14 protein-coding genes are annotated in these 13,707 nt (G+C 70.1%); 7 read left to right on the top strand and 7 right to left on the bottom strand.

The features are described 5' to 3' along the window. Positions 1–360: 360 nt before the first annotated feature. The gene (locus CEK65_RS20325) at positions 361–1,635 is read right to left on the bottom strand and encodes a YihY family inner membrane protein (protein ID WP_043093046.1); all 1,275 of its coding nucleotides are present in this window, start codon (positions 1,633–1,635) and stop codon (positions 361–363) included. Between the two features lie 76 nt (positions 1,636–1,711). Here CEK65_RS20325 and wrbA point away from each other — a divergent pair, with 76 nt between their 5' ends. From wrbA to ybaK, 4 genes are all read left to right on the top strand, one after another. Beyond that, entirely contained in the window at positions 1,712–2,308 is a 597-nt protein-coding gene (gene wrbA / locus CEK65_RS20320; RefSeq protein ID WP_017909078.1) for an NAD(P)H:quinone oxidoreductase, read from the top strand. Continuing rightward, positions 2,305–2,661 carry a DUF2069 domain-containing protein gene (locus CEK65_RS20315; protein ID WP_152182805.1) on the top strand — a complete coding sequence of 119 codons (357 nt, stop codon included), beginning with the start codon at positions 2,305–2,307 and terminating at the stop codon, positions 2,659–2,661. The genes wrbA and CEK65_RS20315 overlap by 4 nt, the downstream gene beginning before the upstream one ends. Before the next feature lie 79 nt (positions 2,662–2,740). Then, entirely contained in the window at positions 2,741–3,226 is a 486-nt protein-coding gene (locus tag CEK65_RS20310) for an asparaginase domain-containing protein (RefSeq protein WP_152182804.1), read from the top strand. A gap of 9 nt (positions 3,227–3,235) precedes the next feature. After that, positions 3,236–3,709, top strand: coding sequence for a Cys-tRNA(Pro) deacylase (ybaK, locus tag CEK65_RS20305; RefSeq protein ID WP_017909074.1), 474 nt, complete (start codon positions 3,236–3,238; stop codon positions 3,707–3,709). 6 nt (positions 3,710–3,715) lie between these two features. Here the strand turns inward: ybaK and CEK65_RS20300 are convergent, their stop codons facing one another. The 4 genes from CEK65_RS20300 to sufT all read right to left on the bottom strand — a co-directional run bounded on the left by CEK65_RS20300 (position 3,716) and on the right by sufT (position 9,890). After that, the gene (locus CEK65_RS20300; RefSeq protein WP_152182806.1) at positions 3,716–5,407 is read right to left on the bottom strand and encodes a S8 family peptidase; all 1,692 of its coding nucleotides are present in this window, start codon (positions 5,405–5,407) and stop codon (positions 3,716–3,718) included. A gap of 370 nt (positions 5,408–5,777) precedes the next feature. Further along, positions 5,778–7,550, bottom strand: a complete 1,773-nt coding sequence (locus CEK65_RS20295) for a S8 family peptidase (protein WP_017909072.1) — start codon at positions 7,548–7,550, stop codon at positions 5,778–5,780. Positions 7,551–8,128: 578 nt separating this feature from the next. Continuing rightward, positions 8,129–9,229, bottom strand: coding sequence for a branched-chain amino acid aminotransferase (locus CEK65_RS20290; protein ID WP_152182803.1), 1,101 nt, complete (start codon positions 9,227–9,229; stop codon positions 8,129–8,131). A gap of 109 nt (positions 9,230–9,338) precedes the next feature. Further along, positions 9,339–9,890, bottom strand: a complete 552-nt coding sequence (gene sufT, locus CEK65_RS20285; protein ID WP_017909071.1) for a putative Fe-S cluster assembly protein SufT — start codon at positions 9,888–9,890, stop codon at positions 9,339–9,341. A 105-nt stretch (positions 9,891–9,995) separates the two neighbouring features. On the opposite strand from sufT, the gene CEK65_RS20280 reads away from it, so the two are divergent. Then, positions 9,996–10,415 carry a hypothetical protein gene (locus tag CEK65_RS20280; RefSeq protein WP_017916700.1) on the top strand — a complete coding sequence of 140 codons (420 nt, stop codon included), beginning with the start codon at positions 9,996–9,998 and terminating at the stop codon, positions 10,413–10,415. Positions 10,416–10,590: 175 nt separating this feature from the next. Here CEK65_RS20280 and CEK65_RS20275 read toward each other — a convergent pair whose 3' ends face one another. Both CEK65_RS20275 and CEK65_RS20270 read right to left on the bottom strand, forming a co-directional pair. Continuing rightward, complete coding sequence (locus CEK65_RS20275; RefSeq protein WP_087963684.1) at positions 10,591–12,033, bottom strand: NAD(P)(+) transhydrogenase (Re/Si-specific) subunit beta; 1,443 nt, start codon at positions 12,031–12,033, stop codon at positions 10,591–10,593. 131 nt (positions 12,034–12,164) lie between these two features. Next, on the bottom strand, positions 12,165–12,476 hold the full coding sequence (locus tag CEK65_RS20270) for an NAD(P) transhydrogenase subunit alpha (RefSeq protein ID WP_017909519.1): 312 nt from the start codon (positions 12,474–12,476) through the stop codon (positions 12,165–12,167). Positions 12,477–12,640: 164 nt separating this feature from the next. Here CEK65_RS20270 and CEK65_RS20265 point away from each other — a divergent pair, with 164 nt between their 5' ends. Together CEK65_RS20265 and CEK65_RS20260 are read left to right on the top strand one after the other, a co-directional pair. Then, entirely contained in the window at positions 12,641–13,216 is a 576-nt protein-coding gene (locus CEK65_RS20265; RefSeq protein ID WP_017909518.1) for an RNA polymerase sigma factor, read from the top strand. Then, positions 13,213–13,629, top strand: a complete 417-nt coding sequence (locus tag CEK65_RS20260; RefSeq protein WP_152182802.1) for a hypothetical protein — start codon at positions 13,213–13,215, stop codon at positions 13,627–13,629. Before CEK65_RS20265 ends, CEK65_RS20260 begins: the two co-directional genes overlap by 4 nt. Positions 13,630–13,707 lie beyond the last annotated feature (78 nt).

Here is a 13,707-nt window from a genome sequence, read left to right as displayed (position 1 = left end):
CTGTACGAGAATTGCCAACTGCGCATCCCTGTCGTCGAGACCTATCTGCCGTGCCGCGACGACGCCCTGGGCCAGGCGGCGTGCCGCGCGCTGGACGAACTGCGCCTGCCGTTGCGCGACGTGCTCAAGCGTCGCGTCGGCGACCTCTACACCGAGATTGGAGACCTTGCATGACTGCCATGCGCCTGCTGTTCCCGCTGTTCGCCGCTGCCTCCGGCGCTGCCGGGGCGGGCGGCGCCTTGGGCGCGGTGGACGACGCGGTGGTCGCGGCGCCGTCGGCCGGCTTGGGCGTGGGCTGGCGGTCGCACCCGGCCAGCAGGGCGGCAGCGGCGAACAGCGGGAACAGCAGGCGCATGGCAGTCATGCAAGGTCTCCAATCTCGGTGTAGAGGTCGCCGACGCGACGCTTGAGCACGTCGCGCAACGGCAGGCGCAGTTCGTCCAGCGCGCGGCACGCCGCCTGGCCCAGGGCGTCGTCGCGGCACGGCAGATAGGTCTCGACGACAGGGATGCGCAGTTGGCAATTCTCGTACAGCTCGGCCACCGGCACGTCGCTCAGGTCGCGGGCCAGCATCCAGTCGCCCTGCTCGGTACGACTGAGCAGGCGGATGCGCTCCAGTTCGCACAGCAGTTCCTGCACCAGCGAATCGGTCAGCATCGGCTCCAGCTCCAGGAGTTGGTCCTCCTGCAGCCCCCTGCCCTGCCTGCGCGCCTGCGCGAAGCGGCCGAGCAGGCGCAGCAGGCCGTAGATCTCGTAGCCGGCCGGCAGGCGCATCGAGGCCGGCTGGTAGCGGAAGGCGGCGATCGAAGAGGACACCGAGGCGCCGAGCAGGATCGCGATCCAGCTCAGGTAGATCCACAGCAGGAAGATCGGCACGAACGCGACCGTGCCGTAGATGCGCTGGTACGACTGGAAGCTGCCCAGGTACAGGCTCAGGCCCCATTTCACCAGTTCCAGCAGCAGCACCGCAAGCAGTGCACCCGGCACCGCATGGCGCAGCTTGACCGTGTGATGCGGCACCACCCGGTACACCAGGGTGATGCAGACGAATTCGATCAGCACCGGCGCCACGCTCAGCACTACCTGCGCCAGCAGCCGGCCCTCGCTGGTCTTGAACAGCGGCAGCGCGAAGAACCGCGCCGACACCGCCAGCGAGGCCGCGGCCAGCAGCGCGCCGAGGGTCAGCACGGTCCAGTACACCAGGAAGCGGGTCAGCTGCGGCCGCGCCGACACCACCCGCCAGATCTGGTTGAAGGTCTGCTCGACGCTGTTGAGGGTGATCAGCAGCGAGACCACCAGCGCGATCACGCCGGCGGTGGTCAGTTGCCCGGCGCTGGCCGAGAACTGCCGCAGGTAGGACTCCACCGAACGCGCCGCGGCCGGCACGAAGTTGGAAAAGATGTAGTCGCTGAGCTGGTCGCTCCACTTGTCGAACACCGGGAACGCCGACAGCACCCCGAACACCACCACCGCCAGCGGCACCAGCGCGAAGATGGTGGTGTAGGCCAGCGAGGCCGCGGCCTGGAACAGGCGGTCGTCGAGGAAGCGCCGCCACAGGAAGCCGGCGAAGCTGCGCATGCGCGCGCGGTCGCGCAGGCGATCGGCCCAGAGATTGACGGTGTCCAGCGGCTGCATCGGGCAAGGGTACCCGATGCGCATGGACGCCGGCATCGTCGATACTGGCGGTCGTTCCGATCCACGAGAGGGCCGCATGGCCGAGATTCTGGTCCTGTACTACAGCCGTGGCGGCTCGGTGGCGCGCCTGGCGCGGCAGATCGCGCGCGGCGTCGGCGAGGTGCCGGGCATGGCCGCGCGCCTGCGCACCGTGCCGCCGGTGGCGGCGGTCACCCAGACCAGCGCACCGCCGGTGCCCGACAGCGGCGCGCCGTACGTGGACGCCAGCGACCTGCGCGAGTGCGTGGGCCTGGCGCTGGGCAGCCCGACCCGCTTCGGCAACATGGCCGCGCCGGTCAAGCACTTCATCGACGGACTCGGCGCCGACTGGGCCAGCGGCACGCTGGCCGGCAAGCCGGCGGCGGTGTTCACCTCGACCGCGTCGCTGCACGGCGGCCAGGAAGCCACCCTGCTGTCGATGCACCTGCCGCTGCTGCATCACGGCTGCCTGATCGTCGGCATTCCCTACACCGAACCGCTGCTCAGCAGCACCCGCAGCGGCGGCACGCCGTACGGCGCCAGCCACGTCGCCGGCGCCGACGACGATCCGCAACCCAGCGAGGAGGAAGCACAGCTGGCGCGCGCGCTCGGCCGGCGCCTGGCCGAGATCGCGCAGCGACTGGCGGCGCCATGAGCGGCGGGCGCCTGCGGGTGGCGCTGGGGGCGACGCTGCTGGCGCTGGCGGCGCTGTTCGCGACCTGGTTCCACGACGATCGCCACCGCCTGGCCGCCCTGCTGGTGTTCGCGCTGCCGCCGCTGCTGCTGGCCGTGGGCGTGCTGCGCGGCTCGGCGCTGGCGCGCTTCTGGAGCGGCGTCGGCGCGCTGCTGTGGTTCAGCCACGGGGTGATGACCGCCTGGAGCCACCCGCCACAGCGTGGCTACGGCTGGGCGGAACTGCTGCTGGCGCTGCTGGTGGTGGGCCTGTCCAGCGCGCCGGGCATCCGCGCACGCTTCGCGCGCCGCCGCGGCGCAACCGGGCGCGACTGAGCGGCCGCCCCGCCGCGCCCGGTATCATGGACAGCCTGCGCGGCCACGGCCGCGCCCCGACATGCTTCTAGGAACGGCAATGGAAGAACTCCTGATCGTCACCACCGGCGGCACGATCGACAAGATCTACTTCGACGACAAGTCCGACTACCAGATCGGCGACCCGCAGATCGGCCAGATCCTCAAGGAACTGGGCGTGACCTTCCGCTTCACGGTGATCCCGATCATCCGCAAGGATTCGCTGCACATCACCGACGAAGACCGCGAGCTGATCCGCGCCACCATCGCCGCGCAGTCCGCGCGCCATGTGCTGATCACCCACGGCACCGACTCGATGGTGCAGACCGGCAAGGTGCTGCAGGCGATCGAGGGCAAGACCATCGTGATGACCGGCGCGCTGAACCCGGCGCGCTTCCGCGGCTCCGACGCCGAGTTCAACATCGGCTGCGCGGTCGGCGCAGTGCAGTCGCTGCCGGCCGGCGTCTACATCGCCATGAACGGGCGCATCTGGGATCCGCAGAAGGTGCGCAAGAACGTGGCGGCGAACCGTTTCGAAGCGACCTGAGCGGCGACGATGTCCAAGGCCACGCGCGCAACCAAGGCGCTGGATGCGGCCGGCGTCGTCTACCGGCTGCATCCCTACGACTACGAAGCCGAAGCCGGCGCCAAGGGCCTGCAGGCCGCACAGGCGCTGGGCCTGCCGCCGGAGCGGGTGCTGAAGAGTCTGATGGCCTGGGTCGACACGCGCGCGGTCTGCGTGGTGGTCCCGTCCGACCGCCGCGTGCAGTTGAAGAAACTGGCCGCCGCCGCGGGCGGCAAGGCGGCGCGGATGATGGAGGCCGCCGAGGCCGAGCGCCGCACCGGCTACAAGGTCGGCGGCATCAGTCCGCTGGGCCAGCAGCGGCCGGCGCCGGTGCTGATCGAGCAAACGGCACTGGGCGCAGGCAGCGTCTGGTTCAACGCCGGGCAGCGCGGCCTGCTGCTGGAAATGGAGGCCGCGCAGGTGCTCGACGCACTGCAGGCACGTGCCTGCGATCTGTGCGAGTGAGGCGCGTCAGTAACTCGCAGTTGCGCTCACGCCCGCCACCGCGGTGACCGCCTTGATGCGCACGTAATAGAGTCCGGCCGGCAAGGTCAGCGTGCAGCGCTCGGTGGTGCCGGCGGCGACCGACCTGCAACCGTACGCGGTATCGGTCGGCAGGGCGCCCGCACGCACGTACAGATCGGCATTGCCGCTACCCCCGCTCAGGGCCAGCGTCAATGCAGACGTGCCGGCAGGCACGCTGATCTGGTAGTACAGCGACGTTCCCGCCTTGAGCGACAGACTTGCCAGCGGCACGCCACGGACCAGCGTCTGCGCCTTCACTGTCGCCGCCACCGCCGCCCCCGCATTGACCAGCCCTGCACCGCAGCCGGCGGTGCACGCCACCGGCAGCGGGCTGGCGGTGGCCTTCAGCCGGGCCTCCAGTTCCGCCGGCGTCAGCGGATTCAGCGCTGCCGACAGCACCAGCGCGGCGACGCCGGCCACGTGCGGCGCCGCCATCGAGGTGCCGCTGTAGGACGCATACGCCGGCGCCCCCGGCCCCAGCGTGCCGGTATTGAGCGTGGACAGGATGCCCTGTCCGGGAGCGGCAATGTCCACGCCCGCCCCATAGTTGGAAAAACTGGCACGGGCGCCGGCGGAGGTGGTCGCGGCCACCGCGATCACGTTCGGACAGTTGGCGGGCACGCTGCCGGCGACATCGCTGTTGCTGTTGCCCGCAGCGACGACGACGCTGGTCCCGCGCGCAACCGCACTCGCGATCGCCCCTGCCATCGTCGGCGAACAGCTTCCGGCGGCACCCAGCGACAGGTTGATGACCTGCGCCGGCGTCGGGTTGGCGGGAACGCCGGCGATGGTGCCGCCGGACGCCCAGACGATGGCGTCGGCGACATCGGAGAGATAACCACCGCATTTACCCAGCACACGCACCGGCAGGAGCTTCGCGTTGAAGGCGACGCCGGCGACACCGGCGGCATTATTGGTGACCGCGGCGATGGTGCCGGCCACATGCGTGCCGTGCCAACTCGAACTCGCCGCCGGCGTACCGGCACCGCAGGTATTGGCGGGATAGCCATCGCCCGGATCGGCGGCGTCACGGTCGCGGCCGCCGCCATCGCCGGCCACCAGGGGATCGCTGATGAAGTCGTAGCCCGGCAACACCTTCGCAGCCAGATCCGGATGTGCGGTGATGCCGGTATCGAGCACTGCGACCACCACGCCCTTGCCCGTCGCCAGATCCCAGGCCGGGCGCACATTGATCGTCGCCGTACCGGTTCCGAACGCCCATTGTTGGGACAGGCCAGGATCGTTCGGGACCAGCAGGGGGCGCAACAGCACATCGACCTCCACGCGCGCGACCGCCGGATCGGCGGCCAGGCGCCGCATCAGCGTCTCCGCCTCGACGCGATCCAGGCTGCGATCGGCGGCGATGACGTCGGCACCGGTCGCCAGGCGCCGCAACGATGCCAGGCCGAGGGCACGGCCGCGCCGGGCCGGCAACATGCGCGCGGCCTCCGCCAGCGGTGCCGCGCGCGAGGCCAGCGCAGGCGCGGCGCCATCGCGATAGGTGACGATGAAACGCTGTGGATTCGGCGTCGTCGCCAGCGCCTGCAATCCGATCTCGCCGGCAGCGGCGGTGCCGGCGGCTGCCAGCAGCAAAAGGCACGCGGCGCTGCGGCGCCGAAGCACGCTGTACTTGAACATGAGACTCCCCCGGGCTGTACACATGGCGCAGTCGGCCGTCCACCGCGCAGGTTCGAACGTGGCGGTGCAGGCCGCGGCCACCGCGTACGCGACAGCCGCAGGACGGTCCTGCACCGCGGATAGCGGCAAGGCGCGGATCGGGTGGAGGGCGCAAGCGGCGCAATGTGCAGATCTGTGATCGGCGACGAGCCCGGCTGCGGAATGCATCAAGACGACCGGACCAGGGCGGCCGGACGCGGCACAAACAAAAAAGCCCCGCGCCGAAGCGCGGGGCGACCGAGAGTGGCGGCGGCGGCGTCCTGGCCGACCGCTGCGATCCGGCACCGGGAGGTGCGCGGCGGCCATGGCGCGGCCGCCGCGACGGAGTGCCTCAGTAGTCGGCCTTCAGGCTGACACCGGAGAACGTGCTGTACGCCTTCACCCGCACATAGTAGGTGCCGGCCTGCGGGGAGTTGAAGGTGCAGCTCTCGTTGTTGCCGTTCTTGTACGGACGGCAGTCGTAGGCCGAGTCGGTCGGCGCGCTGCCGAAGCGCACGTACAGGTCGGCATCGCCGCTGCCGCCGGAAGTGGTGACCACCAGGCTGCTGGCGCCGGACGGCACCTTGACCGTGTAGTTCAGCGAGGAACCGCTGTTGGCGCTGAGGTTGGTGACCGCCACGCCATCCTGCAGTTCGTTGCTGCTGCCACCGCCACCGCCACCACCGCTGCTGCCGCCGTTCAACGCCGCGGTGACCGCCGCGTTGGCGTCGAGCAGACCGGCGCCGCAACCCTGCGAGCAGGAGAAGCTGGCCGCGGTGTTCTTGATGGTGCTTTCCACCTGCGCCGGGGTCAGCGCGGTCGGCGCCACCGACTGCATCAGCGCGACCACACCGGCCACGTGCGGGGTCGCCATCGAGGTGCCGTTGTACGAGGCGTAGCTCGGGTTGCCCGGGGTGGTGGTGCCGTCGTTGAGCGTGGACAGGATGTTCGAGCCCGGCGCGGAGATGTCGATGCCCGCGCCGTAGTTCGAGTAGCTGGCCTTGGCCCGCGACGAGGTGGTCGCCGCCACCGCGATCACGTTGTTGCAGTTGGCCGGCACCGAGCTGGACACGTTGGTCGAGCTGTTGCCCGCCGCCACCACCACCGTGGTGCCGCGGCTGACCGCGCCGTTGATGGCGTTCTGGTAGGTGCTCGAGCAGGTGCCGCTGCCGCCCAGCGACATGTTGATGACTTCGGCCGGGTTCTGGTTGGTCGGCACGCCGCTGACGGTGCCGCCGGAGGCCCAGGTGATCGCATCGGCGATGTCGGAGGTGTAGCCGCCGCACTTGCCGAGCACGCGCACCGGCAGGATCTTGGCCTTGAACGCGGTGCCGGCCACGCCGGTGCCGTTGTTGGTGATCGCGGCGATGGTGCCGGCCACATGGGTGCCGTGCCAGCTGGAATTGGAGGCGGGCGAACCGGAGTAGCACTCGCCGGCAGCGGCCCAGTCGCCTTCGTCGGCCGGGTTGCTGTCGCGGCCGTTGCCGTCGCGCGCCGAATCCGCATCGCTGATGAAGTCGTAGCCCTGCAGGACGTTGGCGTTGAGGTCCGGGTGGCTGGTGATGCCGGTGTCGATCACCGCCACGACCACGCCGTCGCCGCTGGCCTTGTCCCAGGCCGAGCGCACGTTGATGCCGGCGTTGGTGGTGCCGAAGGCCCACTGGTCGCCCAGGCGCGGATCGTTCGGGGTCAGCGCGATGGTCATGCGCTGGTCGACCTCGACGTATTCGACGTTCGGGTCGGCGGCGATCTGCCGCATCAGCGTCTCGGCCTCGGCGCGGTCCAGCGGACGGCTGGCCTTGACCACTTCCGGACCCACCGCCAGGCGGCGCAGGCTGGTCAGGCCGAGCGCGCGGCCGTTCTTGGCCGGCAGCGCGGCGGCGGCCGACTGCAGCGTCGCGCGCAGCGCCGCCGAGGGCGCCGCAGCGGCGGCGGACGCGCTGGAGATGCTGACCGGCGCGGCATCGCGGGTCTTGACGATGAAGCGCTGCACGGTCGGCTCGGAAGACAGGCCGGAGAGGTTCACGTCACCGGCGAAGGCTGGGGTGGCCAACAGCAGGGAGGTGAGAGCGGACGCGCCCAGCACGACCAGCCACGGACGCTGGCGCGACCCACGATGCGACATTTCGGACATTCGGACTTCCTTTCGGTTGAGTAGCCGCCTGATGGCGGTGTTCCGCGCCGCACCGGTCCGGTCGAAACCTGAACCTGGCGTGCGTTGCGAGCCCGGTCGGATGGCGTGTTGCCGACCATTCATCGACGCTAGCTCAGTACAAGCGCGTATGGAGCAGGGTGTGACGGAAATCCGTTGTACAAAGCGAAGAAATGCAATGAACGTCGATGTCATAAAGAGAACTACACCTCATTTTTGCTGCGATGCAGCATGGAAAGACGCCAGACTCGGCAAATCAGGGGCAGATTTTTGGCTCCCGCGCGACACACGGGACAAGAAAAGGAGACAGTGGATACAGACGACAGAGGTCGCCTGCATGGCAGCGCCATACATCGGGACGGACACGGAATGTCCGGGGAGCGGACTCCCGGGAAGGCGCGATGCGGAGGCGGGGCGGCGACACATCGCACGCCCCGGCGCACCAGCGCGGACGTCGCCGGCGATGGTCGACGCTGTCGGACCATGCGCCAAGTGGCATGAGGTCCATTCGCCAGGGCAGCCAACGGCCGCCCCAGCGTTGGGCGCTCGGCTCAGCCCAGCCGCACCAGCCAGCCGTGGCGGTCGGCCACGCGGCCGTACTGGATGTCGGTGAGTTCCTGGCGCAGCGACAGCGTCACCGGGCCGGCGGGCGCGGTCAGGTCGCCGACCGCGAAGTCCTTGCCCTTGAGCTGACCGATCGGAGTCACCACCGCGGCGGTGCCGCAGGCGAACACCTCGGCGATCTCGCCCGAGGCCACGCCGTCGCGCCACTCGTCGATGCTCACCTGCCGCTCCACCACCTGCATGCCGCGGTCGCGGGCCAGTTGCAGGATGCTGTCGCGGGTGATGCCTTCCAGGATGCTGCCCGACAGCGCCGGGGTGACCAGGCTGCCGTCGCGCATCACCAGGAACACGTTCATGCCGCCCAGTTCCTCGATGTACTTGCCCTCGACCGGATCGAGGAACAGCACCTGCGAGCAGCCCTGCGCCTGCGCCTGCTGCTGCGGCAGCAGCGAGGCGGCGTAGTTGCCGCCGCACTTGGCCGCGCCGGTGCCGCCCTTGGCGGCGCGCGCGTAGTCGGTGGACAGCCAGATCGCCACCGGCGCCACGCCCTTGGCGAAATAGGCGCCGGCCGGGCTGGCGATGACGTAGTAGCCGGCCTTCTGCGCGGCGCGCACGCCCAGGAAGGCCTCGTTGGCGATCATGAACGGACGGAAATACAGGCTGGTTTCCGGCGCCGACGGCACCCACGCCGCATCCACCGCGATCAGCTGCCGCAGCGATTCCACGAACAGCTCCACCGGCAGCTCCGGCAGCGCCAGGCGCTGCGCCGAGCGCTGCAGGCGCTTGCCGTTGGCCTCCGGGCGGAAGGTCCAGATCGAGCCGTCGGCATGGCGGTAGGCCTTGATGCCTTCGAAGATCTCCTGGCCGTAGTGCAGCACCGAGGCGGCCGGATCCAGCGCCAGCGGGCCGTAGGCGCGCACTTCGGCGTCGTGCCAGCCCTGCTCGCGGCTCCATTCGATGGCGACCATGTGGTCGGTGAAATAGTTGCCGAAGCCCGGCGCGGCGAGGATCTGCGCGCGCGCCTCGGCGTTGCGTGCGGCGGTGGACGGGGTCAGGCGGAACTGCGTGGACGGCTCGGTAGCGGACACCGGGAATTCCTGTGGTAGTCGAGGGATGGCCAGGGCCGCAGCGTCGTGGCGACGGCAGCGGCGGCGCCCGATCGGGCTCCGTCGCGACGCGCGAGGCGTCGCGCGCGGGTCAGAGCATGCCGGTTTCCAGGCGTGCGGCCTCGGACATCATATGCCGGCCCCACGGCGGATCGAACACCAGCTCGACGTCGGCCTCGGCGATGGTCGGGATCATTTCCAGCTTGCTGCGCACGTCGTCGACCAGGATCTCGCCCATGCCGCAGCCGGGCGCGGTCAGCGTCATCTTGACCTCGACGGTGCGCTGGCCATCCTCGCGCGCGTGCATGGTCACGTCGTAGATCAAGCCCAGATCGACGATGTTGAACGGGATCTCGGGGTCGAAGCAGGTGCGCAACTGCTGCCAGATCAGGGCTTCGACCTGCTCGTCGCCGGCGTCCTCGGGCAGTTCCAGCCCCGGCGGCGGCTCCTTGCCGATGGCGTCGCCGTCCTTGCCGGCGATGCGGAACAGATTGCCCTCCACGAACACCGTGTAGCTGCCGCCCAGGGCCTGGGTGATATAGCCGTAGCTGCCGGCGGGCAGGGTCACCGCGTCGCCCTGCGGCACCATCACCGCGGCGCAATCGCGTTCGAATTGGACAGGTTCGCTGCTGCGTGAGTACATGGGGGCGATATGGGGCCAGGCCCCGCCGGTGCAAGTCGTGCAGTTTATCCGAGTGCGCGGGGCGCGCGCCGGAAGTATCCTGTACGCCTTCTCCGGGAACATCGAATGCCGCCTTCCTCCACGCCGGCCAGGCCCTCGCACTGGCTGTGGCCCTTGTTGCTCGCCATGGGCTGTTTCACCGCGCTGATCGCCTGGTTGCTGGTGGCGCTGTCGCTGGGTCGCCAGGCCGGCTGGATGGCGGTGGTGGTGGCGCTGGAGATCGCCTGGATGCTGCGTTTGGGCAACCTGCCGCGCGGCCCGCTGCGCATCGCCGTGGCGATGAGCGCCACGGTGCTGGTGATCGTCGCCGCCAACTGGGGCATCGCCGCCGCGCAGATGGGCGCGGGGCTGGGCCTGAACGTCTGGGATTCATCGCTGAAGATGGGCGCCCACTACGCCTGGACCCTGACCGTGCTGGCCAACAGCCCGGGCGACCTGCTGTGGCTGGGCATCGGCGTGGCCACGGCGTATTTCAGCGCGCGCTGAGCACGGCCGGAGCGCGGCGGACGCCGCTGGCATGGCGATGGTGGTTGCGGCCTGATCACCCCCCGATCATCCGCCTTGGCCATGAGGCGCATCGTTTTTGTAGGCGCGGCCGAAGCCGCTCCTGCGCCCTGCGCTCGCTACATCACTCCTGCCCCGCCACTCCGCCCGCAACGGCTCAATGCCCGCCGCCATCCAGCGCCTTCAGTTCGCTGACCAGGGCGCCGGCCGCCTCGGCGCCGTCGCCGTACAGCATGCGGGTGTTGTCGGCATAGAACAGCGCGTTCTCGATGCCGGCGAAGCCGGTGCCCTTGCCGCGCTTGATGACGATGACGTTCCTGGAATTGACCACGTCCAGGATCGGCATGCCGTAGATCGGGCTGGCCGGGTCGGTCTTGGCCACCGGATTGACCACGTCGTTGGCGCCGATCACCAGTGACACGTCGGTGCTGGCGAACTCGGGGTTGATGTCGTCCATGTCGGCGATCAGGTCGTAGGGCACGCCGGCCTCGGCCAGCAGCACGTTCATATGCCCGGGCATGCGCCCGGCCACCGGGTGGATCGCGAACTTGACCTTGACTCCGCGCTCGATCAGCCGCTGCGCCAGTTCCCAGATCTTGTGCTGCGCCTGCGCCACCGCCATGCCGTAACCGGGCACGATCACCACGCGCTCGGCGTAGGCCATCATCGCCGCCACGTCGCCGGCCTCGATCGGCTTCTGGCTGCCGGCGATCGCCTGCGCCTGGCCGCCGCCGCCGAAGTTGGAGAACAGCACGCCGCGGATCGGCCGGTTCATCGCCTTGGCCATCAGCCGGGTCAGCAGGATGCCGGCCGCGCCGACCATCATGCCGGCGATGATCAGCGCCTCGTTGCCGAGCACGTAGCCCTCGAAGGCCACCGCCAGGCCGGTGAAGGCGTTGTACAGCGAGATCACCACCGGCATGTCGGCGCCGCCGATCGGCAGCGTCATCAGCACGCCCAGGGCCAGCGCCAGCACGAAGAACAGCACGATCGCCAGCGGACTCAGGCTGATCGCGGCCCAGGCGCCCACGCCCAGCATCGCCACGCACACCAGCAGGTTGAACGCCTGCTGCGCGGGGAAGGTGACGCGCTTGTCCAGGCGCCCGTCGAGCTTGGCCCAGGCGATGATCGAGCCGGACAGCGACACCGCGCCGATCGCCGAGCCGATCACCGCCAGCGCCAGCGTGGTCGCATCCGGCTGGCGCGCGGCCAGCGCGGCGATCGCGGCCTCGCTCCAGTGCGTGGTATCGCGGCGCATCAGGAACGAGAAGCGCAGCAGCTCCACCGCACCGATCGCCGCCGCCGAGCCGCCGCCCATGCCGTTGTACAGCGCGACCATCTGCGGCATGTCGGTGATCGCCACCTTCTTGGCGGAGATCCACGCCGCGGCGGTGCCGAGCACGATCGCCAGCACGATCAGCGGCAGGTTGTGCAGACCCGGCAGCAGGAAGGTGGCGGCAGTCGCCAGCAGCATGCCGAAACCGGCCCAGCGGATGCCGCTGCGCGCGGTCCTGGGCGAGGCCATGCGCTGCAGGCCGAGCAGGAACAGGGTGGCGGCGACCAGATAGCTGCTCTTGATCAGGATCGGCAACAGTTCCATCAGCACGCGTGCTCCGAAAAAGGACATCTGCCCGAGTGGCAGAAAGTACGAGAGGACGCCCGACGCGAGGCCGAGCAGTGCGAGCAGGACGGCCACGGCCAGCGCCGCGGCGGTGCGCCGATGCCGCGCATTCAATCCTTCGCCTTGGTCTTGGAGGCATCCGGCTTGCTGGACTTGAACATGTCCAGCATGCGCTCGGTCACCACATAGCCGCCGGCGGCATTGCCGGCACCGAGCAGCACCGCGACGAAGCCGATGGCTTTCTCCAGGGTGGTGTCGGCATGCCCCAGCACCACCATCGCGCCGATCAGGACGATGCCGTGGATGAAGTTGGAACCGGACATCAGCGGGGTGTGCAGGATCACCGGCACCCGCGAGATGATCACATGCCCGGCGATGGCCGCCAGCATGAAGATGTACAAGGCCACGAACCCGTCGCTCATCGCACCATTCTCCCGGGCGCCGCGCCCGTCCGCCGCATCATAACCGCGTGCTGAACCGCTGTGCGATGCCGGCATGCGGTTGCGCGAAGGCCGCGAGGCCCGGCCGGTCAACCACGCCCGCCACCGCGCGTTAACCACGGCATCCCCCTGCCGGAAGCTAAGCTGTGCTGGTGAGCACGCCCGCCCTCGCACCGCCATCGACCGATGCCGACACCGAACAGCGCCCGCTGCCGGCGTCGCTGGACGCGTTCCTGGCCGAGATCGGGCCGCGCGCGTTCCGCTTCGCCGAAGCCGGACTGCGCCAGCGCGAGGACGCGCTGGACGCGGTGCAGGACGCGATGATCAAGCTGCTGGCCTATCGCGAGCGCCCGGCGCAGGAATGGACGCCGCTGTTCTGGAGCATCCTGCGCCGGCGCATCATCGACCTGCAGCGCCGCCGCACCTTCCGCCTGCGCTTCTGGGCGCCGACCAGCGAGCGTGACGCGGACAGCCCGCCGGACTGGGCCGACGACGGCCCCAATCCGTCCGAGCAGCACGAGCGTCGGCAGACCCATGCGCGGCTGGTGACGGCACTGCGCGCGCTGCCCGCGCGCCAGCGCGAGGCCTTCACCCTGCGCGTACTGGAAGAGCTGGACGTGGCCACCACCGCACGCGCGATGGGCTGCTCGGAAGGCTCGGTAAAGACCCATCTGTCGCGCGCCCGCGAGGCGCTGCAGAAACATCTGGAGGACGTCCGATGACATCCGATCCCACCCGCCCGGCGGATTTCGACACGCAGATGCGCGCCGTCCACCAGGCCGGCTTGCAGGCCCTGCCCGCGCCGACCCTGGCGCGGCTGCGCGCCGCACGCCAGCAGGCCAGCCGTGCGCACGCGGCGCCAAGCCGGCGCTGGGGCTGGCTGCTGGCGGCGGTCCCGGCGCTGCTCGGCGCGGCCCTGGGCGTGCATCTGCTGCTGCGCCCCGCACCGTCGATGCCGACCACCACCACCGCCAGCGTCGCCACCGCCACTGCCACTGCCACGACCGTGGCCGCGACCGCCTCGGTGCGCGCCGGCGCGGCCGCCGACAGCGACCAGGCCGCGACCGCGATGCTCGACGAAAATCCCGACCTGTACCTGTGGCTGGGCTCCGATACCTCGCTGGCAATGGAATGAACCCGATGACTCGCCTGATCCGTCTCTCCCTGGCGCTGACGCTGCTGGCCGGCACTGCCGTCCCGGCGGCCTTCGCCG

It is taken from the genome of Xanthomonas sp. LMG 12459 (genome assembly GCF_009192905.1).
Lineage (GTDB): Bacteria > Pseudomonadota > Gammaproteobacteria > Xanthomonadales > Xanthomonadaceae > Xanthomonas_A > Xanthomonas_A sontii.
Note: the sequence above shows the minus strand (reverse complement) of the source record. Positions and strands in the feature narration are given on the sequence as shown.